The following is a 21363-nucleotide window of genomic DNA, read 5'->3' as shown; positions in this document are numbered from 1 at the left end:
CAGGAGGCTGTCGATGTGAGAGGGGCACAGAGGCCGAAGGGGGCCGGATCGTCGGCTTTGGCTTCCATCGCCCGGTTCTGAGGCGCTCAGAAATCCACCGGCTCGTCGAGCTCCTTCACCTGCCACGGCAGACCGTGATCGTTGAGCATCTCCATGAAGGGATCCGGGTCCATCTCCTCCATGTTGAACACGCCTTCACCGCGCCATTGGCCGCTCACCATCATCGCCGCGCCGATCATCGCCGGAACGCCGGTAGTATAGGAAACCGCCTGGTTGCCGGTTTCCTCGTATGCCTTTTCGTGGCTGCAGATATTGTTGATGTAGAACGTTTTCTCGCCCGACCCGTCCATAGCCTCGCCGGTCGCGATCACGCCGATATTGGTGTTGCCGGTCGTGGTCTCGCCAAGCGTTTCGGGCTTGGGCAGGACCGCCGCGAGGAATTGCAGCGGGATGATCTCCTTGCCCTGATACTTGACCGGATCGATCCTGGTCATGCCGACATTCTGCAGCACGGTCAGGTGCTTGATATATTCATCGCCGAAAGTCATCCAGAAGCGCGCGCGCTCGATCTCCGGATTGAACTTGGTGATGCTCTCCAGTTCCTCGTGATACATCATGTAGGCGCTTTTCGTGCCGACCGCCTCGAAGTCGAACTCGGTTCGCGTGGTCATCGCCAGGGTTTCGACCCATTCGCCGTTCTCCCAGTGACGCGCGGGCGCGGTGACTTCGCGGATATTGATCTCGGGGTTGAAATTGGTCGCGAAAGCCTGGCCGTGGTCGCCGCCATTGCAATCGAGAATGTCGAGCTGGCGGATCGACTTCAGCTTGTGCTTCTTGAGCCACATGGTGAACACGCTGGTTACCCCCGGATCGAAGCCGGAGCCGAGCAGCGCCATCAGCCCGGCTTCGGCAAAGCGGTCGTGATAGGCCCACTGCCACTTATACTCGAACTTGGCCTCGTCTTTGGGTTCGAAATTGGCGGTATCGAGATAGTCCACGCCCGCCTCGAGACAGGCATCCATGATCGGCAGGTCCTGATAGGGCAGAGCGAGATTGACGACGAGCGAGGGCTCGACCTTGCGGATAAGATTGACCATCGCCGGTACTTCCTCGGCATCGATTTCGTAGGTCGCGACATCGACGCCGTGGCGTTGCTTCACGCTCTGGGCGATCACGTCGCATTTGGAGCGCGTGCGGCTGGCGAGGTGGATTTCGGAGAAGATACGGGGGTTTGCGGCCATCTTGTGGACGCAGACCGAGCTCACCCCGCCCGCTCCGATCACGAGGACTGTCGACATGTTGGTGTCCTTTCGAATTCGAATCTTGCGCGTGCCTTAGTCGAATGCGCTAGGGCGGACAAATGATCCGCACGGAGTCACTCCCCACCAGCGAAGGCGTGCTTGCCGCCGCGCAAAGCATTGCCGCGATCCTGCCGCCGACGCCGCTGCTGCCCATCGAGATCGGCGCAGTGCGGTGCCATGCCAAGGCGGAAAGCCTGCAACCGATCGGGGCGTTCAAGATCAGGGGCGCGTGGTGGGCCCTTTCCCATGTCGAAGGCAAGGACGTGGTTGCGGTGTCCTCGGGGAACCACGCGCAAGGGATCGCCTGGGCGGCGCGAAAGCTGGGCAAGCGGGCGGTGATCGTGATGCCGCGCGACGCGCCCCGGGTGAAGCTCGACAACACCCGCGCGCTTGGCGCAGAAATCGTGCTCTACGACCGCCCCGGCGAGGACCGCGACGAGGTGGCGGCGCGGGTGATCGCGCAGCGTGGCGGCACGCTGGTCCACGCTTTCGGCGATACCCGCGTGATCGAGGGACAGGGCAGCGCCGGATGCGAGATCGCGGCGCAACTGGGCCGCTCGCCCTCGCGCATCGTGACCTGCTGCGGCGGCGGGGGATTGGCGGCGGGGCTCGCGCTCGCCTGCCCCGAGGCAGCGATTGACATCGTCGAGCCGGAGGGCTGGGACATGGTCGGGCAGGCCATTGCGCGCGGCGAAATCGTCCATGCCGGGGCAGACCCACCCGCCACTATATGCGATGCGCTCCAGCCGACCGCGACCAGGCCGGTCAATTTGCAGGTTCTCATGAACCGCGCCGCGCCGGGCGTCACCGTCACCGACGACGAGGTGCGCGCCGCACAGCTCTGGGCTTTCGCGCATCTTCGCCTCGTGCTCGAACCCGGTGGCGCGGCGGCTCTCGCTGCGGCTTTGGCCGGCAAGGTGGCGCTCGACGAAGGCACGGTCATCATGCTCACCGGAGGCAATGCCGATCCAGATCGCTTCGCCCGGATGCTCGCAGGCTAGGACGAAACGTTGCCGCGCGTCTGGAAGAGGGCTGTGGATACAGTCACATTGCCGACACGCACTGAAATTATGACCGCGGTCTTACGCAAGACAAAGGACACTCAGCGACATGGCAGCTCAGGCAAAGCGCATCATCGAGGATGCGGTGGTGCGCAAGGATGCAAAGGCGGGAGACAAGCTTCTCGACAAGGCCTTTGCACTTGCATTTAAGGGGCTGGTCTACGCACAGATCTGGGAAGACCCCGTCGTCGACATGGAGGGGCTGGAGATCGACCCCGACACGCGCCTGATGTGCATTGCAAGCGGGAGCTGCAACGCGCTGTCCTATCTCACCGCCGGCCCTGCGCAGGTCACCGCCGTCGATCTCAACCGCGCCCATGTTGCGCTCGGCCAGCTCAAGATCACCGCGATCCGCCACCTGCCCAATTACGAACGGTTCCACCGTTTCTTCGCCCATGCCGACCACAAGGAAAACTCCGAGGTCTACCGCACGATGATCGCCCCGCATCTCGATGCTCAATCGCGCAAATACTGGGAAAAGCGTGACATTCGCGGCCGGCGCAGGATCAGCTATTTCACCCGCGGACTTTACCGGAAAGGGCTGCTCGGCAATTTCATCGGCCTCGCCCACCTCTTCGCCAAGCTCTACAAGATCGACCTGTCGAAAGTGCTCGAGGCGCAGACGCTCGAGCAACAGCGCGAGGTGTTCGAGCGCGAGCTCGCCCCGGTCTTCGACCGGAAATTCGTCCGCTGGCTCACCAACCAGCCCGCGTCGCTGTTCGGCCTCGGCATTCCGCCGGCGCAATTCGAACATCTCGCAGGCGACGAGCGCATGGCCGAGGTCCTGCGGCGGCGGCTGGAAAAGCTCGCCTGCGATTTCGAAATCAAGGACAATTACTTCGCCTGGCAGGCCTTCGCCCGCCAATATGACCGCTCCGAAAGCGCGCCGTTGCCGCCCTATCTGCAACGCGCCAACTGGGAGACCATGCGCGATCGGATCGAGCGGATAGATGTCGTCAATGCCAACATGGTCCACTGGATCGGCGATCGGGCGGAGGCGAGCCTTGACCGTTTCGTGCTGCTGGATGCGCAGGACTGGATGAACAATGCCCAACTCGACGACTTGTGGAACCGCATCACCCGCGCCAGCCGCCCCGGTGCGCGCGTCCTGTTCCGCACCGCCGCCGAGCCGAGCCTTCTTCCTGGAAGGCTTGACGAGGCGATCCTGTCGAAATGGCGCTATCGCGAGGAACAATCGGCCGATCTCACCCGGCGCGACCGCTCCTCGATCTATGGCGGCGTCCACGTCTACGAACTCGCCTGATGGCACAGGCGCAGGGCCCCGGTCACGCCGCGCTGATGGACAGCGTCTATCGCGGCCAGCGCCACATCTATGACCTGACGCGGAAATATTACCTGTTCGGGCGCGATACACTGATTGAGGGACTGGCGGCGCGACCGCGGATGCGCGTGCTAGAAGTGGCCTGCGGAACCGGGCGCAACCTTGCAAAGATCAAGGCGAAATGGCCGGGCGTGCGGCTGTACGGGCTCGATATCTCAACGGAAATGCTGAAAAATGCCCGGCGCGCGCTGGGCCCTGACGCGCGGCTTGCACCGGGCGATGCCTGCGCCTTTTCACCGGTCGAGCTGTTCGGCGAGAATATCCCGGGATTCGACCGGATCGTCTTGTCCTATTCGCTCTCGATGATCCCGGACTGGGAAAGCGCGCTGGACCGTGCCGCCTCGCATCTCGCACCGGGTGGCGAGCTTCATATCGTCGATTTCGGCGACCTGTCCGGTCTGCCGGGACCACTCGAGCGGGGTCTGCACGCCTGGCTGGCGAAATTTCACGTCGAAACCCGCAGCACGCTGCCGGAAACGGCGGCGCGGATCGCCGCGGAGCGCGGCCTTGACCACCGCCAGTCACGCGGCAAGCTTGGCTATTTCCAGCTCCACGTCCTTTCGGCCTGATCGGTTGCAATTGACAATCCGTCCGCGTCTTCGCAGGACAGTGGTTCGAACGGCTCGACAGGGGATCATGTGATGCAGGCCCAAATGCTCGCGCCCGCCGCCGTGCTGGTGGTGTGGACGCTCATCGTCATGTTCTGGATCATCCCGGCGCGCTTCGGGGCGATTGCGAAAGTCACGGACAAGTCGACCCTGCCGCAGAAGGCGGGCATGCGCGGGGCCGATCTTGAAGGGTTGATCCCGGACAAGGCGAACTGGCCGGCCCACAATCACACCCACCTGCACGAACAACCGACCCTGTTTTACGCCACCGCGCTGATCCTCGCCGTGGCGGGACCGGCAGCACTGGATGTGGCTCTGGCATGGATCTATGTCGGCCTTCGGGTGCTGCACTCGCTCTGGCAGATCCTGGTGAACACGATCCCGGTTCGTTTCGCCCTGTTCCTCGCCTCGAGCCTCGCCCTCATCGTGCTGGCCGTTCGCGCGGTGACGGCGACCGTATTCGCCGATCCCACCGCGATCTGAGGAGCGACGAATGCGCGACCAGATCATCCTTTCGGGCATGGCGATCCTGCAACCGGCCGTCGCGCTGATGGCGTGGACCATGATCATGTGGGCGTGGATGTATGTCACCCGCCTCCCCGCCATGCAGAAGGCGAACGTCGATCCCGACAGCCTCGCGCGCGATCCCGATAGCTCGCTCGACCGGCTGCTGCCGCGCGAAGTGCAGTGGAAGGCGCACAATTACAACCACCTGCACGAAGCGCCGACCCTGTTCTATGCAGTCGTGATCGTGCTCGCCTATGTCGGGCACGGCGAAGGGATCAACGTGACGCTGGCATGGGCTTACGTTACGTTGCGCGTGGTTCACAGCCTCGTGCAGTCGACGGTGAACAAGGTCGCGCTGCGCTTCGCCCTGTTCGCGCTGTCGAGCCTCGTTCTTGCCGCGCTGATTGTGCAGGCGGCCGTGGTGGTGTTCGGACTGGCGGACCAGGCGGGGTCGTAAAGGCGATGAGCCCCTGCGAAGGCCGGCACCTCAGGGCAACTGGCACTCCATGAACACGAGGGTCCTGCCTTCGCAGGGCCAACGCTTTCGCTATTACTCTGCCGCTTCCGCCTCTGCCTCTTCGTTGCGCGCCGCTTCGATCGTCGCAAGGAAACGCTCACCGTCGAGCGCCGCCATGCAGCCCATTCCAGCTGCGGTGACCGCCTGACGATAGACATGGTCGGTGACGTCACCCGCTGCGAAGACGCCGGGAATCGCTGTCTTGGGTGTCCCCGGTTCGACATCCAGATAGCCAGCTTCGTCCATCGGCAGCTTGCCCTTGAACAATTCGGTCGCCGGCGCGTGGCCGATCGCGACGAAAGCACCGTCCACCTGCAAGGTCGACGTCTCGCCGGTCTGCGTGTCCTCCAGCACGAGATGGTCGAGGGTTCCGTCCTCGCCAGCCTCGAAGCTCTTGACCACCTTGTTCCAGAGCGCGCTCGTCTTGAGGCTCTTGAAGAAACGATCTTGCAAGATCTTCTCCGCGCGCAATGTGTCGCGGCGGTGGATCAGGGTCACGTCGTCGGAATGGTTGGTAAGGTAGAGCGCTTCCTCGACAGCGGTGTTGCCCCCGCCGATCACCGCGACCTTCTTGCCGCGATAGAAGAATCCGTCGCAGGTCGCGCACGCCGACACGCCCTTGCCGCCCAGTTCCTGTTCGCCCGGAACGCCGAGCCATTTCGCCTGCGCGCCGGTGCAGATGACGAGCGTGTCGCCGATATATTCGTCCCCGCTATCGCCGATGGCGCGGAAGGGCGGGCCGTTTTCGAGATCGACCGAGACGATCGTGTCCCACATCATGCGCGTGCCAACATGTTCGGCCTGCGCCTGCATTTCCTCCATCAGCCAGGGGCCCTGCACGACTTCGCGGTAGCCGGGATAATTCTCGACATCGGTTGTGATGGTAAGCTGTCCGCCGGGCTGGAGGCCCTGGACCACGATGGGTTCCAGCATGGCGCGCGCGGCATAGATCGCGGCGCTGTATCCGGCCGGGCCGGAACCGATGATAAGCATCTTGGTGCGGTGGGTAGCCATGGTTAGTCTCTTCGGTTGCGTGTCGCAGGGATATGGGCGCGCGGCCCCCGTTTGTCACGCCAGCAGGCGTTCGCGCAGCAGCGCCTTCTTCTTGGGGTCCACCCCGAGAGTCAGGGAAAGATAGGTGTCGAGCGAGCCGGAGATGCGCTCCACCTCGCGGAAATAGGTCTCGATATAGTCCGGCAGGACGCCCATCAGGTTCGCCATCGCCTCTGGCGCGATGCTGGCATAATGCTTTTCCATTCGCGGAAGCGATTGTCGTTCGAGCACTTCGCGGGTTGGCGCCTCGTTCGTGCGCAGATATTCCGCGATCACGTCGTCGCGGTGTGCGCCCAGGATATGGAGCAGAAGGCTAGCCGCGATACCGGTGCGATCCTTGCCGGCGAAGCAATGCACGAGGCTCGCCCCGTCGCGGGTCGCGAGTGCATCGAAATAGCGGGTAAAGATGTCGATCATCGCCGGGTTCACCGGCATCCGGGTATAGACCGCCAGCATCCGCTCGCGCGCGGTTTCGGCGGTCATGTCGATCGCCCCGCCCCCACCTTCATGCGGCGGCGAATTGCTGGTTTCCCCGTCATAGGCGATCACATGAGCATCGAATTGCGCATGGCGACGGCAGGGAAAGCGGGTCCGCTCCGATGTGCCGCGCAGGTCGATCACCGTGCGGATACCGAGCCCCTGGATCGTCTCGAGATCGGTATCGGACGCCTCCATGTGCTGGCCCGAACGGAACAGCACGCCGCGTTTCACCCGCGCCCCGTCGGCTGCTCCATAGCCGCCATAATCGCGCAGGTTATGGACGCCTTCCATCGGCAGGAAAGGGTCGGAGGGCGGATTGTGGGGGTCGGTGCGAATCATTGCCAGCCCAAAGTGGCAGGCGAGCGGCGGGCGGACAAGGCGCTCCCGCCCCGAGGCGGCGTTGCATGCACAGGCGTTCCGAAGGGAGCCCTGGCAAAACACCATAGGTACTGACCCCGGGCTTCAGGCAAATTCACGCTTGGGCGATGACTCGATAGAGGGCTCGCACTGGCGCACCACTCCCCGGAAAAGGCACGAACTTGGCTCACATCCTCATTGCCGATGACGACGACCTGATCGCCGAATTGCTCGGCGATGCGCTCGCGGCTGCCGGTCATCCGAGCCATCAGGTGCCGAGCGCCGAAGCCGCGTGGGAGTGCGTCCATGCGCGCCGCCCGGACCTGCTCCTGCTGGACCAGGACATGCCGGGCATGTCCGGCCTCGCCCTGCTTGCCAAGCTGCGCGCCTCACCGCTGTTCTACGATCTGCCCGTGGTCATGCTGACCGCGATGCGCCCCGGAACGGAAGGGGGTATCGACAAACACGAGGCGATGCGCGCGGGCGCGCAGGATCTGGCCCGCAAGCCGTTCGAGCCTGCCGCTCTGGTGGCCCGCATCGAGGCGGCGCTGACATGCGGAGTAGTTCCCGGTTCGCAGGCGTTGGGCCAAGAGAAATCCTGCGGCGAGGACATGTCCGAAGGCGCCCTGCCGTGGCAGCGCCACCTGCCACGGGCGCGCTGAGGGTGAAATTACCGTAGCGCGGGTTCAACCGGCGGCGAGATCGGCGCAGAAACGCCCGGTCCAGGCCTTGACATTGTCATCGCGCACGGTTCCGATCATCCTTTCGTATCGGCTCTTGCGCTCTTCCAACGGCATGTCGAGCGCTTTGGCGATCGCGCTTGCGACAGCATCCGGGCTGTGCGGATTGACCAGTACCGCGCCCCGAGCCACGCCCTCCTCGTCCTCGCAGCCAAGCTGGAGTGCGGAACCGGCGAATTCGGACAGGACGAGCACGCCCGGATCCTCCGGGTCCTGCGCGGCGACATATTCCTTCGCGACGAGGTTCATCCCGTCGCGCAGGGGCGTGACGAGACCGATCTTGGCCGCGCGGAAAAAGCCGAAAAGTTCGGCATGGCTGTAGCCGCGATTGACGTAGCGGATCGGCACGATGTCGACCTCGCTTCTCGCCCCGTTGATCTGCCCCGTTTTCTGTTCGAGCGTTTCGCGGATCTGCTGGTAGCTCTTCACGTCCTCGCGGCTGGGCGGAGCGATCTGAATGAAGACGAGATCGCGCGTCCGGTCAGGGTGTTCGTCGAAGAAGCGACCGATCCCGTCGATCCGCTCGGGCAGGCCCTTGGAATAGTCGAGCCGGTCGACCCCGATCATGCCGGTGCGGTGGCGGGTCGAGGCGAGCAGGCGCTGTTCGGCCTGACGCGCTTCGCCGGTCGCTCCCTGTGCCTGGAAATGATCCCAGTCGATCCCGATCGGATAAGCCTTGGCGACGACCTCGCGCCCCTCGAAACGGATCGTGCCGGTGTCCTTGTCGACGCTCGCGCCAAGCTCGGTCTCGCAATAATGGACGAAGCTGGACAACCACTCGCGTGTCTGGAAGCCGATCAGGTCATAGGCCAGCATCGTGCGCACCAACCGCTCGTGATAGGGGAGCGAGGTCAAAAGGCGCGTCGGCGGCCAGGGGGTGTGGAGGAAGAAGCCGATCCGGTTCGTTGCCCCGCGCTGGCGCAGCCGCTCTCCCAGCGGGATGAGATGATAATCGTGCACCCAGACCAGATCGTCGGCATCGATCAGCGGCATGACACTCGTCGCGAAGCGCTCGTTCACCCGCTCATAGCCCTCTCCGGTGCGCTGTTCGAAGCGGGCAAGATCGATCCGGTAATGGAACAGCGGCCATAGCGTCTCATTGGCATAGCCGTTGTAATACTCGCCGAGTTCGCGGGTGGTGAGATCGATCGTCGCGGTCGTGACACCGTCGGCGCGGTGCAGGTGGACGGTATCGCCCGGATCGTCGTCGACCTCGCCGGACCAGCCGAACCACACCCCGCCGCGATCCTTGAGCGCTGAATTCAGCGCCCCCGCCAGGCCGCCCTGAGCCCCCGCGGCACCGCGCGCCTTGGGAACCGCGACGCGGTTCGATATGACGACGAGCCGTTGTCCTTGCGCGTTCACCTCACCTCGCTCCAGGGTTTCGACAGAAGCCCCGCACAATTGATTACCCCTACCAGCGAGTAGGTCTGCGGGAAGTTCCCCCACAGCTCGTGCGTTTCGTAGTCGATGTCCTCGCTCAACAGGCCTGATTGAGTCATGTGGCTGAGCATGGTGCAGAACAGGGTCCGCGCTTCCTGCCTGCGTCCGGCGACCTCGAGCGCCTCGATCAGCCAGAAAGTGCAGACATTGAAGGCGGTCTCGGGCGCGCCGAAATCGTCTTCGGCATCGTAACGCAGCATGTGGTCGCCGCGCCGCAGGTGTGTCTCGATCGCGGCGAAGGTCTGCTGGAAGCGGTCATTGTCCGGCGAGAGGAAGCGCAGTTCGAGCATTTGCAGGAGGCTCGCATCGAGATAGTCGCTTTCGAAGCTGGCACCGTAATGGTTCATGCCGAACTGGCTTTCCCCGTTATCCTTCCAGGCGTGCTCCTCGATCGCGTCGCGGATGCTGTCGGCGCGCTCGCGCCAGACCTCGGCGCGGTCCTCCTTGCCGAGATGCGCTGCGACATTGGCAAGCCTGTCGCAGGCCGCCCAGCACATGACCGCCGAATAGGTGTGGACTTCGGTGCGGGTGCGAAATTCCCACAGTCCAGCATCGGGCTGGTCGTGCATCGCCCACGCCATCTTGCCGACCTGTTCGAGATTTTCGAAATCCTGCTCGGTCGCCGGGCGCAGCAGGCGGTGGTCGAAAAAGCCCTGCGCGATCGGCAGGACGATCTGGCCATAGCAATCATGCTGGACCTGGGTGTAGGCGGCATTGCCGCGCCTGACAGGACCCATCCCGCGATATCCCGAAAGATGCTCCGCCGTCGCTTCCTCCAGCGCGCTTTCGCCCATGACGGAATAAAGCGGCTGGATCTGCCCCCCGCGCGAGGAATCCACGATATTGCGCAGATAGCGCAGATATTTCTCCATCACGTCGAGCGCGCCAAGGCGGTTCAACGCCTGCACGGTGTAGTAGGAATCGCGGATCCAGCAGTAGCGATAATCCCAGTTGCGCTCCGAATGCGGCGCTTCGGGGATCGACGTGGTGAGTGCCGCGACGATGGCGCCCGTCTCCTCGTGCTGGCAGAGCTTGAGCGTGATCGCGCAGCGGATCACCTCCTGCTGCCATTCGAGCGGAAGCGCAAGCATGCGTGTCCAGCGCTGCCAATACTTGCGGCTGCGTTGTTCCATCGCGCGCACGTCCTCGCGCAGGTTCCCGCCGAAGGGCTCGTCGGGACCGAGGAAGAAATGCGTGTCCTCCTCGATGCGGAAGGTGCGCCCTTCGAGGATGTAGCCGACCGGCGCATCGGTCGACAGTCGCAGCGCCTGGTCGCCCACCAGATAACGGATGTGGTTGGTGCCGTTGGTCGTATCGGCGGGTCGCGCGCCATAATCGCGCATGGGCCTGAGCACCACCCGCACTCGTGGATTGCCCCTGACCGGTCGGACGATGCGGACCCACGCGACCGGTCGATACATCCGCCCCGACCGTTCATAACGCGGACAGAAATCGAGGATTTCGATCGCATCGCCGTCCCGCGATTCAAGCGTGGTGAGAAGATGCGGGGTGTTGCGGATATATTCCTGCCGCGCGCTGCACTGTCCCTCCAGCTCGAAACGCCAGATGCCCTCATCCCGCTCCTTGCCGTCGAGCAGCGAGCAGAAGATCGGATCACCGTCGACCCGAGGCACGCAACCCCACACCAGCGCGCCGGTCTGATCTATCAGGCCGGAAACCTGGCAATTGCCGATCGGCCAGAGCTGGAGACTGGGTCCTTGCATCGTCATGCGCCCCCTCTCACAGGCCGAGCCAGGCGTGAACGTCGCCGACACTGCCGAGGCGATAGCGCGCCGCGGTCGGTTCCCGATCGCCGACGATGATGCCGGCTCCGCCGCGCGCCTCGCACACTTCGAAACCCGCCTCGTCGGTGAGATCGTCGCCGATGAAGAAAGGCCGAGCACCGGCGAAAGGCGCAGCGTCCATGAACAGATCGACCGCGCCGCCCTTGCTGGCGCCGCGCGCGACCAGTTCGACCACGCCCTTGCCACCCTGCACCTTCCAGCCGTGCGCTTCGGCGAGTTTGCTGGCGAAGGCATGCGCATCTTCGCCGCGTCCGGGCGCGGAACGGTAATGCAAGGCGCCGCCATGAGGCTTTGCTTCGTAGGCGAGACCCTCGCGCTCGGCGAAACCGCGCAGCGCGCTGGAGATGGCATCCGGCAGGCCCGCCGGGCCCTCGCCCAGCGGCTCGCCTGCAGCGGTGCGAATATCGGTTCCGTGCGACCCCGCAGCGGCGATCCCGAGCGCACCGATATGCCGCTCGATATCGTGGATCGCGCGCCCGCTGATCACCGCCAGCCTGCCCTCGAGCCTGTCGGCAAGCCTGCCGAGCGCATCGGCCAGCCCTGCGCGCGGTGCAATTGCATCGGGTCCCGGGGCGATTTCGACCAGAGTACCATCGAAATCGAGGAAGAGCGCGGTCGGGCCCTCGTCCAGCAGGTCGGCGAGCCGGGGCGGAGAGCGCTGTGCGAGACCGGAATCCATGCCTCGCGTCCATAAAGCCCTGACCCCCACGGTCAACAAGAGTGCTTGCGAGCCGGGCCCTCAGGCTTGCTCGCGCAGCTTCGTCTCCTTGCGTGCCCCCGCCTCGGCCGAAAGCAGGCCACGCGCGATCACCTGCGCCTGAATCTCGGCGGCGCCCTCGAAGATATTGAGAATCCTCGCATCGCACAGCACTCGGCTAATGGGGTATTCGAGCGCATAGCCATTGCCGCCATGGACCTGCACCGCATTGTCCGCGGCAACCCACGCCGTGCGCGCGGCGAGGAGTTTCGCCATCCCCGCCTCGATGTCGCACCGTGCGCCGCGATCCTTGGCGCGGGCGGCGAAATAGGTGAGCTCGCGGGTCATCACCGTCTCCGCCGCCATCATGGCGAGCTTGTCTGCTACGCGGGGAAAGGCGGTGAGCGGCTCGCCGAATTGCTTGCGGCCCATGGCATATTCAAGCGCGAGGTCGAAGGCGTTCCACGCCACCCCGACCGCGCGCGCGGCGGTCTGGATGCGCGCGCCCTCGAATGTCCGCATCAATTGCTTGAAGCCCTGCCCCTCGGCCCCGCCGAGCAGCCCGTCCTCGGCGATCTCGAAGCCGTCGAAGCCGAGGGCGTACTCCTTCATGCCGCGATAGCCGAGGACCTCGATCTCGCTCCCATCCAGCCCGTCGTCGGGGAACGGAGCGGCATCGTTTCCGCGCGTCTTTGCGGCGAGGAACATCGAAAGCCCCTTGTAGCCCGGGGCGTCCGGGTCCGTGCGGGCGATAAGGGTCATGAGGTCGGCGCGCGCGGCGTGGGTGATCCAGGTTTTCGCCCCGTCGACACGCCAGCTCCCGTCCGCCTGCCGTCGTGCGCGGGTGCGAACGCTGGCGAGGTCTGAACCGGTATCGGGTTCGGTGAAAACGGCCGTAGGCAGGACCGAGCCTTGGGCGATCCGCGGCAGCCAGTGCGCCTTCTGCTCGTCGGTGCCGTTTTCGCCGATCAGTTCGCCCGCGATTTCCGAGCGCGTGCCGAGCGAGCCGGCGCAAATCCAACCGCGCGACAATTCCTCCGAAACCACGGACATGGCAAGCTTGCCGAGGCCGAGACCGCCATACTCTTCTTCGATACACACGCCGAAGACGCCCAGTTCCGCCATCTCGGCAATCACCTCTGCCGGGATGAGTGCGTCGGCCAGATGCCAACGGTGCGCGTGCGGGGTTATCCTGTCAGCCGTGAAAGCGCGGAACTGGGCGCGTACGAGATCGAGCGTCTCGTCACCCAGCCCCTCGTCGGGACGCGCGCCCTCGGCCAGCAGCGCCGCGAATTCGGCGCGAATATCGCGCGTGTTGCCGTGCTCGATGAAACGCGCGAATGCCGGATCGCCCGTCAGCGCTGCCGCTTCGCGGACCGTGCCGAGCGCCCGGGGCCGCACCGTCTCGCCCGCGCTCATCGGTACGCCCGAGACGAGCTGGGCGCAATATTCGCCGAACCCGATACGCAGGGCGAGTTCCTCGACATAACCAAAATTGCCCGCAGCGCGCGCCCGCACCGCCCAGTCGGCTGTCGCCTCGAGCGCGGCGGTCGTCGCCGCGATCCACGCGAAGCCATGGACGACGTGCTGTTCACGCGTGACCAGCGTGCCATCGACGCGGCCCCGGGGCGCAACCATCCCGTGCACGGCTCCTTGCACCGCGTCCCGATATTCGCGCGCCGCCCCAGCGGCATCTCTCGCCCACTCGATCCATTCGCTCATGATCCGCGTGCTAGCAGAGCGCGAAGGGGCATGGCATTCCCTTTTTCGCGAAAGACACACGTTCAAACGCATGCGCCCCGGCGAGCCTCGCGGCTGCCGGGGCGCTCATATCGCATGAAAGGCCTAAGGCTCAGTCGTCCGTGACGCTGGTCGGCGTTTCCCACGGCAGGTGCCGGTTTTCGAGTATGACGAGGTTTTCCGGCCGGATAATCTCTGCGCTCGTGGTGTATCCGAGCAGCTTGTCGGGGGCCATGTCCTGATTATTGATCATCACCCGCGTCTCGTCCGATGTAAAATCCGACAGTCCGCGCGCGAGCTCATTGCCGTCGCCGTCATAGATATGGAGCACGTCGCCGCGCGTGAAATCGCCGTCCATCTCGACTACGTCTTCGCGCTTGATCGGCTCTTCCCGGTCGATCCGCGCCGCCGCTTCGTCCGTGATGACGAGGAGCCCGGCGCGCTGCAGCCGATCGGCCAGCCAGGTTTCCCAAAGCGAATCGGGTGCGGCATTGGCGATACAGACAGTGCAGCGCCGCTCCCCGTGCATCACGGATGTGATCGGGTAATCCGCTTCGCCATTGGCGATGTAGGTGGTGCAACCAGCGTTCTGGGCCATGTTGGCAGCCTGCAGCTTGGTCAGCATGCCGCCCGACCCGAGCGAGGAAATGCCCGAAGCCGCCTCGAGATAATCGTTCACGTCGGTCAGTTCCTCGACCAGTTGCGCGCCTTCCTCGGAAGGATCGCGGTCATAGAGCCCGTCGACGCTGGTGAGCATGATGAAATGATCCGCCTCGACCATCTGCGCGATCTTGGCGGCAAGCCTGTCATTGTCGCCCACGCGGATTTCCTCCGTCGTGATGGTGTCGTTCTCGTTCACGATCGGCATGATCCGCGACTTGAGCAGCCGGTTCACCGTGTTGCGGGTGTTGAGAAACCGGCGGTGATCCTCGAAATCGCCGAGCGTGAGCAGGATTTGTGCGATCTCGAGCCCGTATTCATGGCCGACCTGTTTGTAGGCGTTGAGCAGGAGCGGCATGCCGCAGGCGGCGGCAGCCTGCTTGTCGCTGACCCCAGCCTTCTCGCGGGTCACCCCGACAGTGTTCAGCCCAAGCGCGACCGCGCCCGAGGAGGTCAGGATCACATCGTAGCCTTCGTCGCGCAGGCGCGCGATGTCCTCGAGCAAGCGCTGCATGAAACCGAAACGCGGCGTGAGCCGGTCTTCGTTCGCAAGCAGGCTCGATCCAACCTTGACGACAACTCTTTTTCTTCCTGACACGGATGCCCTCATTTTTGCTTGAAAATATGCGATGCCCATCTAGTTACTAATTGTGCAGCGCACAACCGCCTGCTGAAAACAATTTTGCAACAGCAGGTTCGGGGCATGCATCCATGATGCTTAAAGTCTCTCCAACGCTGACTAGCTATTTTCATCATCTGGTATAAATTTTAAATACGAATAAGAGAGGAATAATAAAGGCTGTGAATATTTTACTTGTCGGATGCGGAAAAATGGGCGGAGCCCTGCTCGAAAACTGGAAGCAGGGGGACGAAGCCTTCGCGATCGTCGACCCCTTCCTCGAGAGCGCATCGCAGGGCGTTTCGCTGCACGAGACGCGCGAGACGGTTGCAGACCGGCGTTTCGATGTCATCGTCGCCGCGATCAAGCCGCAGATGATCGACGAGGTCATGCCCGATTATTCGCAGATGTTCACGGAGCACGGTTACCTCCTGTCGATCGCCGCAGGCTGTTCGATCGCGCGCCTCAGGAAAGTCTCCGGCGGCAAGCCCGTGATCCGCGTCATGCCCAACCTGCCCGCCGCTATTGGTGCGGGCGTCAGCGCGCTGTGCGCGAGCGAGGACGCCAACGACGCGCAACTCGCCCATGCACGCGCCTTGATGGAGCGCACAGGGACCGTCATCACTGTGAAGGACGAAGATGCGATCGACCGGTTCACCGCAGTCGCGGGTTCTGGTCCGGGCTATGTCTTCGAGCTCGCCCGGGCCTATACCGAGGCGGCGATGGCCCTGGGTTTCGAAGAGGATCAGGCCCGGGCCATGGTGCTCGGCACGCTGCAGGGCACTGTCGCGATGGCGGCGGGCAGCGATGAGAAGCTCGAAACCCTGCGCAATTCGGTGACGAGCAAGGGCGGCACGACTGCCGCCGGGCTCGATGCGCTCAACGGGAGCGGCAAACTGTCCGCCCTCCTTTCCGCAACGCTCGAAGCGGCCTATGCTCGCGCGGTGGAACTGCGCTGAACCCTAAGGCCGCCCCAACCCGTTTCAAAGACACAAGGATACAACATATGACCGGCCAGGATCTCGATCCCCGCATTCACATCACCCAACTTGGCAATGCCGCGCAGACGGCATCGCGGAAATTGCGCGCCGCCTCGACGCAGGCGAAGAACACCGCCCTGCGCGAAGCGGCCAAGGCGCTGCGCGAGGCGACGGTCGAGCTGATCGAGGCGAACGCAAAAGACGTGGAGAGCGTTCGCGGCACGAAGCCGGACAGCTTTATCGACCGCCTGATGCTCGACGAGGACCGCATTGAGGGCATGGCCAGGGCGCTCGAGGAAATCGCCGACCTGCCCGATCCGGTCGGCCGCGTGCTCGCCACGTTCGAGCGACCCAACGGGCTCCATATCGAGCGCATCGCCGTGCCGATCGGGGTCATCGGCATGATCTACGAATCGCGCCCCAATGTCGGCGCGGATGCGAGCGCGCTGTGCCTCAAGTCGGGCAATGCGGTGATCCTGCGGGGCGGGTCGGAAAGTCGTCATTCCACACGAAAGATCGTTGCCTGCATGCAGTCCGGACTCGAAGCGGCGGGGCTACCGGTCGATGCCGTGCAGACCGTCCAGACAACGGCGCGCGAAGCGGTCGCCGAACTTCTGCGGGCGGTCGGGCTTGTCGATCTGGTCATCCCGCGCGGCGGGCGCGGGCTCGTCGAACTGGTGCGCGATCAGGCCAAGGTGCCCACGCTGCTCCATCTTGACGGCAATTGCCACAGCTACATCCACGAAGCCGCCGATCTCGAAAAGGCAGTCGCTGTCACGAAAAATGCGAAGCTTCGCCGCACCGGCATTTGCGGGGCGACCGAAAGCGTCGTGGTCGACGAGGCGGTGGCGGCGAAAGCGATCCCCGCCCTGCTCGACGCCATGCCGGATTGCGAATTCCGCGGCGATGCAGCCTCGGTTGCGATCGACGGGCGGGTGAAGCCGGCGAGCGAGGAGGATTTCGACACCGAATTCCTCGATCAGATCGCCTCGATCAAGGTCGTCGCGGGCCTGGAAGAAGGCATCGAATGGGTGGCGGGCCACACGTCGGGCCACACCGACGCGATCCTGACCGAGGACGAGGGTGCCGCGCGCGCCTTCCTCACCGCAGTCGACAGCGCGGTCGTGATGCACAATGCCTCGACCCAGTTCTCCGATGGCGGGGAATTCGGCATGGGCGCGGAAATCGGCATCGCCACGGGCAAGATGCATGCGCGCGGCCCCGTCGGGCTCGAACAGCTGTGCAGCTTCAAATATGTCGTGCGCGGCAACGGCCAGACGCGGCCCTAGGCGTCCTTTACGAAAGCGGCAAAGATTGCGTCTAGGCCGGGCGTCTCGCCCTCGCAACGCAGGCTTTCGAGCGCTTCTGGGATGTTGATGTCGAATTCGGCGACCTCACCGCTGTTGCCGGTGCGATTGCCGCCCAGAAGATGCGTCAGGCGAATCGCCCCGGCATTTTCGGGCAGGATGCTGACCGCAAGCGTGTCCAGCCCCTCCCGCCTGCAATCGTGCAGCAGGGTCGCTGTAAGCAGGCGAGCAAGGCCAAGGCCGTGATATTCGTCGATCACCGCGACCGAGAATTCCGCCCGCTCCGCGCGGTCCTCGTCGCGAAAGGCGTGGACGACGCCCAGTGCCGGTGCGTCGGCAAGGTCGGTGCGGATCGCGCCCCATGCAATATGATCGTGCCCGTCGACATCCAGAAGCTTGTCGATCACGCCCTGCGGCGGCTCGCGCATGCCGGAAAAGAATCGCAGATAGCGCGAATGGGCCGAAAGCCGGGCTATCCCCGCGCGCAAACGCTCCTCGTCATCGCGCCGGACCGTGCGGATGCAGATCGGCGTGGCGTCATTGAGATGCGTTTCGATGATCATGCCGCCGATCCTCGCCCGAACAGGTGATGACAGCGAGGTAGAATGACGCGTCGCCGCATTCGCATCAAGCGCGGCCTTCGATCGGCACGGGCCCTGCTACGCCGCCGGAATCACCAGGCTCGTCGCCAGATCGGGCTCGGCCCGCGACACGGACAGGCCGCTTTGCGCCCGGCCCGCCGCTTCGAGCGAATAGGTCCCGAAACCAAGTCCCTCGAACAGCACATATCCGGCAAAGTCGGTCGGCGCGCGGGCAACCTCGCGCCCGTCTGCATCGCGCAGCACGACAAGCACCCCCGGGCGCGGCACGCGGTCGTCGCCCGCCTGCAGAAGCACCTGCGCCTCGAGGCTCCCCGTCGGCCTCAACGGGACTGCCAGCGCGCGCACTTCGCCCGGGCGCAGGACCAGCCGTTCACCGGCGCGCGCAGGCCGTAGGGTGAAATCGTCGAGCGAAGAAAGCTGCATTTCGACATCGACCTCGCGCCCTGCGGGCAGGCCGCTGACGAGGACCGCCCCGTCCGGCCCGGTTTCCTCGCGGCGCACGGCCGAACCGACGAGAAGGCGGCCGCCCTCGATCGCCTCCTCGCCCTCATCCCGGAACCCGTCGCCGTTCTCGTCGACGAACATCTCTGCCACGATGGAGCCGCTGCGCGAAACGCCCGAGCCGGCCGTGCGCCAGCTTCTGCCGTGCCGCCACAGGCCGACATTGACGGTGACCCCGGCGCTGAAACCCTCCGGACCGTGCGCAAACCTGCCCGACACACCGAACGCGCCGATTTGCTGCGCGATCGTCAGACCCGCGCCGAAACCGCCAGCGGCCTGCCAGCCAAGATCGAGATTCATCGCTCCGTCGCCAATCGAACGGGTTGCAGCAAGCCGGGCCGAACCGAGCCGCCAGCGTTCGCCCCGCACCGCATCGATCCCGGCGCGCAGCCGCCACTTGCCGGTTCGTCCGGCCAGGCCGAGCCCGGCATTTCCGCGCCACTCGCCGCCATTCTCGCTCACCAGCGCCAGCCCTGCATCGGCCTGCAATCCGCCAAAAGGCATCGCGATCCGGCCCGCGACCGAGCGCTGCGCGCCGCCGCTCCTGCGCTGGGCCGAGCGCAGGCGCAATTGCCACGGCAGGCTGAAGCGCCCAAGCCCGATCCGGCCCTGCCCTTCGAGCGAGACGATCTCGGAAAATTCGCGCACCTGGGCAGGGAGATGGGCGCCGGTGTCGCTGCCGTGCCTGGCGAGATCGAAGACCACGTCCTGCGACCCGAACTTGCGCGCGAGCCGGATCGCGGCGGCAAGCGATCCTTCCCCGTCGCGCGCCACGCTCGCCGCCCATAGTCCGCCCCATTGCGACCCGTTCAGGCCGAGAGCGACGGCGGGCTCGCCCTCGGTCCCGGTGCGCATGTCGAGCCGCGCGGTGATCTCGGGCGCAAGGCCATAGGCAAGGCTGGCGAAGGCTGCGGGCCCGGCAACCCGGCGGTTCGCGGTCTCGCCGATGAGAGGGGTTCCCGCATCGACCACGCCGAAAGCGTATTCGACCTCGTTTTCGCCCTGCATCGCGCTGCCGACAAGGCGCGTGAAGATGTCTTCGCGCATTTCGCCGTGGGGGCCGTGCAGACGGACCACCCAGCGATTTTCGCCGAGGCGCACGGGCAGGTCGGCGAACCGCCATTGGCCCAATGCATCAGCCTCGCGGGTGACCGCGACCAATCGGTCCTCGTGCCACAATTCGGCTTCCCAGCCGCTCGGCAGCGGGCCTGACAGCTCGATCGAGTCGACCAGATCGACCCTCCAGGGCGGACGCGAGGCGACCACGAGGCCTCGGCCCGTCAGCGTATCGGCGATCAGCGGCTGGGCGGGGCTGGCAATGTCGCCGAGCGCGAAGCGGCGTGCGCCGAGCGGGCCGAGCAGGACAGGATCGGCACTGACTTCGGAGAGTGTCAGACCAAAGCGGGTTGTTCCCTCACTGCCGCGGGTCACCGCGGCACGCGCGCCCATTCCCGCGATCTGTCCCGCCGCCTGGACCGAGGTACTGAAGCGCGTCCGGCCGGCCTCGTGGGCAAACCCCGCAGCAAGATCGGCACTCCACAAGTCGACGAAGCGATTTTCCCGTTCGAGCAGCGGAAAGTCGGGCCGCCTGCCGTGCACCGGACGCAGGCGATCATAGCGCTTTTCCCGCTCGAGCCTGATCAGGACCGGCAAAGGAGCGCTGGCTGACAGGTCAAGCCGCTGCGAGACCGGATCGTGCGCAAGCTCCAGCGGGAGATGGGCCGGAATGTCCACCAGTTTCAGGCAGGCCCCGTTCGGGCTTTCGATGAGTGTGTCGGCGGGGATCGCGACCCTGCGCTCGGGCCGGGGCAGCGTCACCGAGATATTGCCGTGCCGATCGGGTGCGTAGGCCATCTCGAGCGCTTGCAGCAGCGGTCTGATCGTCACGCATACGCCGCCGCCGGGCCCGAGATCGTGGAGCGGGAGCGTGTCGGCGATCCGCCTGCCGTCGGCAAACAGGCCCGGCAGGGCCAACCCGTCGCCCGCCTCGCCGCCCTGCTCGGCGGCGGGGTCGGATCCGAAAAGGCTTTCGAACACGTCGGGCTCGCCCGGCCCGGAAGGGGATACGGCAGGCGGCCGGGCACCGGCCGCCCCCGTCAGACAAAGAGCGACGACCAGCGCCAGCACCCGCGCAGCGAAGTGCGTGAAGGCCGGCATGGGAACACCATCGCGCTCAGAGGTCGACCGTCAGTTCGGCGATCAGGTCACCGAGAGTCGCCGGGTCCGACCGGTCGGTCGCGACATAGGCGATGCGCACGCGCTTGCCGGAGAGGCGCTGCGTCACCTCTTCGGGCATGGCGAGCACGACATCGCGCGACGTGTTCGGGGTGTAGATCGCGACCCCGCGCACCATCCAGGCGGGCTCATCCTCGCCTTCGACGAAGAAGCGCAGGTCCCCATAGGTTGACCGGTCGCCCTCGCGCGCCATGCGCAGGATGAACTGATTGGTCGCATCACCCGAAAGCGCCGCCGCATCGACGGTGACACTGGCATCAAGGCTGCCCTTGCGCAGGATGATCGGCACGGTGATCGAGCGGATCGCGACAAGCTGGATGCTGAGGCTGTTGTCCTCGGGATCCCGGCCTGCGTCCGCGTCCGGCCGGGCGGCGCTTATCGGCGCGCTCATCAGGCGCAGGTGGCTGCGATATTCGCCTTCGGGCAGGCTCGAGGGCGTGCTCGCAAGGATGCGAACGGTCTGACGCGCCCCCGGCTGCAGCACGAGCTGGCGCGGGGAAAAGCGGATCTTATCGTCGGCGAACAATTCGCCCGGCTGCGCCTCTTCGGCCGCTTCGAGGCTTCCGTCATCGCGCATGCGGCGGTTTTCGACCGACAGGCGGAAAGCGGCGGCTTCATCGCCCTTGTTGACGAGGACGAGCTCGCCGGAGCGCTGCTGCGGAGAAAGGACGAGACGGGTGGGCGCGACGAGCAGTTCGGCGCTCGCGGGCGCGGCGGCGGCGATCGCGGCGGCAAGCGCCGCGACAAGCGGAAATCTTTTCATGGTCAGACCTCGTGGCAGGAATGGTCCGGTATCGGGAGGGGCTGG

The 21363-nt window shown here is 65.1% G+C and carries 19 protein-coding genes; 8 read left to right on the top strand and 11 right to left on the bottom strand.

What is annotated here, in order from left to right; translation table 11 throughout:
• Positions 1-86 precede the first annotated feature (86 nt).
• Positions 87-1298 (bottom strand): saccharopine dehydrogenase family protein, encoded by a 1212-nt coding sequence (locus RIB52_RS12335; protein ID WP_350175958.1) that lies wholly within the window; start codon positions 1296-1298, stop codon positions 87-89.
• 62 nt (positions 1299-1360) lie between these two features.
• Between RIB52_RS12335 and RIB52_RS12330 the strand changes: the two genes are divergently transcribed.
• The 5 genes from RIB52_RS12330 to RIB52_RS12310 all read left to right on the top strand — a co-directional run bounded on the left by RIB52_RS12330 (position 1361) and on the right by RIB52_RS12310 (position 5276).
• Positions 1361-2302 (top strand): threonine ammonia-lyase, encoded by a 942-nt coding sequence (locus RIB52_RS12330; protein ID WP_350175956.1) that lies wholly within the window; start codon positions 1361-1363, stop codon positions 2300-2302.
• A gap of 109 nt (positions 2303-2411) precedes the next feature.
• Positions 2412-3626: a BtaA family protein gene (locus RIB52_RS12325; RefSeq protein WP_350175954.1), complete on the top strand. Its 1215-nt coding sequence runs from the start codon at positions 2412-2414 to the stop codon at positions 3624-3626.
• Positions 3626-4273 (top strand): class I SAM-dependent methyltransferase, encoded by a 648-nt coding sequence (locus RIB52_RS12320; RefSeq protein ID WP_350175952.1) that lies wholly within the window; start codon positions 3626-3628, stop codon positions 4271-4273. Before RIB52_RS12325 ends, RIB52_RS12320 begins: the two co-directional genes overlap by 1 nt.
• Positions 4274-4345: 72 nt before the next feature.
• Positions 4346-4795, top strand: a complete 450-nt coding sequence (locus RIB52_RS12315; RefSeq protein ID WP_350175950.1) for an MAPEG family protein — start codon at positions 4346-4348, stop codon at positions 4793-4795.
• Positions 4796-4805: 10 nt separating this feature from the next.
• A complete protein-coding gene (locus RIB52_RS12310) occupies positions 4806-5276 on the top strand; it encodes an MAPEG family protein (RefSeq protein WP_350175948.1) in 471 nt (156 codons plus the stop codon).
• 93 nt (positions 5277-5369) lie between these two features.
• On the opposite strand, the gene trxB is transcribed toward RIB52_RS12310, so the two are convergent.
• Together trxB and RIB52_RS12300 are read right to left on the bottom strand one after the other, a co-directional pair.
• The gene (gene trxB / locus RIB52_RS12305; protein ID WP_350175946.1) at positions 5370-6350 is read right to left on the bottom strand and encodes a thioredoxin-disulfide reductase; all 981 of its coding nucleotides are present in this window, start codon (positions 6348-6350) and stop codon (positions 5370-5372) included.
• A gap of 54 nt (positions 6351-6404) precedes the next feature.
• A complete protein-coding gene (locus RIB52_RS12300; protein WP_350175944.1) occupies positions 6405-7208 on the bottom strand; it encodes a tyrosine-protein phosphatase in 804 nt (267 codons plus the stop codon).
• A gap of 200 nt (positions 7209-7408) precedes the next feature.
• Here RIB52_RS12300 and RIB52_RS12295 point away from each other — a divergent pair, with 200 nt between their 5' ends.
• Entirely contained in the window at positions 7409-7888 is a 480-nt protein-coding gene (locus tag RIB52_RS12295; protein ID WP_350175942.1) for a response regulator transcription factor, read from the top strand.
• Between the two features lie 24 nt (positions 7889-7912).
• Here RIB52_RS12295 and RIB52_RS12290 read toward each other — a convergent pair whose 3' ends face one another.
• The 5 genes from RIB52_RS12290 to proB all read right to left on the bottom strand — a co-directional run bounded on the left by RIB52_RS12290 (position 7913) and on the right by proB (position 14921).
• Positions 7913-9331: an alpha,alpha-trehalose-phosphate synthase (UDP-forming) gene (locus RIB52_RS12290; protein WP_350175940.1), complete on the bottom strand. Its 1419-nt coding sequence runs from the start codon at positions 9329-9331 to the stop codon at positions 7913-7915.
• Positions 9328-11133, bottom strand: coding sequence for a glycoside hydrolase family 15 protein (locus RIB52_RS12285; RefSeq protein WP_350175992.1), 1806 nt, complete (start codon positions 11131-11133; stop codon positions 9328-9330). Before RIB52_RS12285 ends, RIB52_RS12290 begins: the two co-directional genes overlap by 4 nt.
• 16 nt (positions 11134-11149) lie before the next feature.
• The gene (gene otsB / locus RIB52_RS12280) at positions 11150-11893 is read right to left on the bottom strand and encodes a trehalose-phosphatase (protein WP_350175938.1); all 744 of its coding nucleotides are present in this window, start codon (positions 11891-11893) and stop codon (positions 11150-11152) included.
• A gap of 60 nt (positions 11894-11953) precedes the next feature.
• Positions 11954-13633: an acyl-CoA dehydrogenase family protein gene (locus tag RIB52_RS12275; protein ID WP_350175936.1), complete on the bottom strand. Its 1680-nt coding sequence runs from the start codon at positions 13631-13633 to the stop codon at positions 11954-11956.
• 130 nt (positions 13634-13763) lie between these two features.
• Positions 13764-14921 (bottom strand): glutamate 5-kinase, encoded by a 1158-nt coding sequence (gene proB / locus RIB52_RS12270; RefSeq protein WP_350175934.1) that lies wholly within the window; start codon positions 14919-14921, stop codon positions 13764-13766.
• 191 nt (positions 14922-15112) lie between these two features.
• On the opposite strand from proB, the gene proC reads away from it, so the two are divergent.
• Together proC and RIB52_RS12260 are read left to right on the top strand one after the other, a co-directional pair.
• Positions 15113-15889 carry a pyrroline-5-carboxylate reductase gene (gene proC / locus RIB52_RS12265; RefSeq protein WP_350175932.1) on the top strand — a complete coding sequence of 259 codons (777 nt, stop codon included), beginning with the start codon at positions 15113-15115 and terminating at the stop codon, positions 15887-15889.
• A 47-nt stretch (positions 15890-15936) separates the two neighbouring features.
• Complete coding sequence (locus RIB52_RS12260) at positions 15937-17199, top strand: glutamate-5-semialdehyde dehydrogenase (RefSeq protein WP_350175930.1); 1263 nt, start codon at positions 15937-15939, stop codon at positions 17197-17199.
• Here the strand turns inward: RIB52_RS12260 and RIB52_RS12255 are convergent.
• From RIB52_RS12255 to RIB52_RS12245, 3 genes are all read right to left on the bottom strand, one after another.
• Entirely contained in the window at positions 17196-17780 is a 585-nt protein-coding gene (locus RIB52_RS12255; RefSeq protein ID WP_350175928.1) for a GNAT family N-acetyltransferase, read from the bottom strand. The two genes, RIB52_RS12260 and RIB52_RS12255, sit on opposite strands and share 4 nt — an antisense overlap.
• A 96-nt stretch (positions 17781-17876) precedes the next feature.
• Positions 17877-20477: an MSCRAMM family protein gene (locus RIB52_RS12250; protein WP_350175926.1), complete on the bottom strand. Its 2601-nt coding sequence runs from the start codon at positions 20475-20477 to the stop codon at positions 17877-17879.
• Positions 20478-20493: 16 nt separating this feature from the next.
• Positions 20494-21318, bottom strand: coding sequence for a fimbrial biogenesis chaperone (locus tag RIB52_RS12245; protein WP_350175924.1), 825 nt, complete (start codon positions 21316-21318; stop codon positions 20494-20496).
• Positions 21319-21363 lie beyond the last annotated feature (45 nt).

This window comes from Erythrobacter sp. (assembly GCF_040217515.1).
Classification (GTDB): Bacteria; Pseudomonadota; Alphaproteobacteria; order Sphingomonadales; family Sphingomonadaceae; genus Erythrobacter.
The sequence above is the reverse complement of the archived record's forward strand: the minus strand, read 5'-3'. Positions and strand labels throughout refer to the sequence as shown.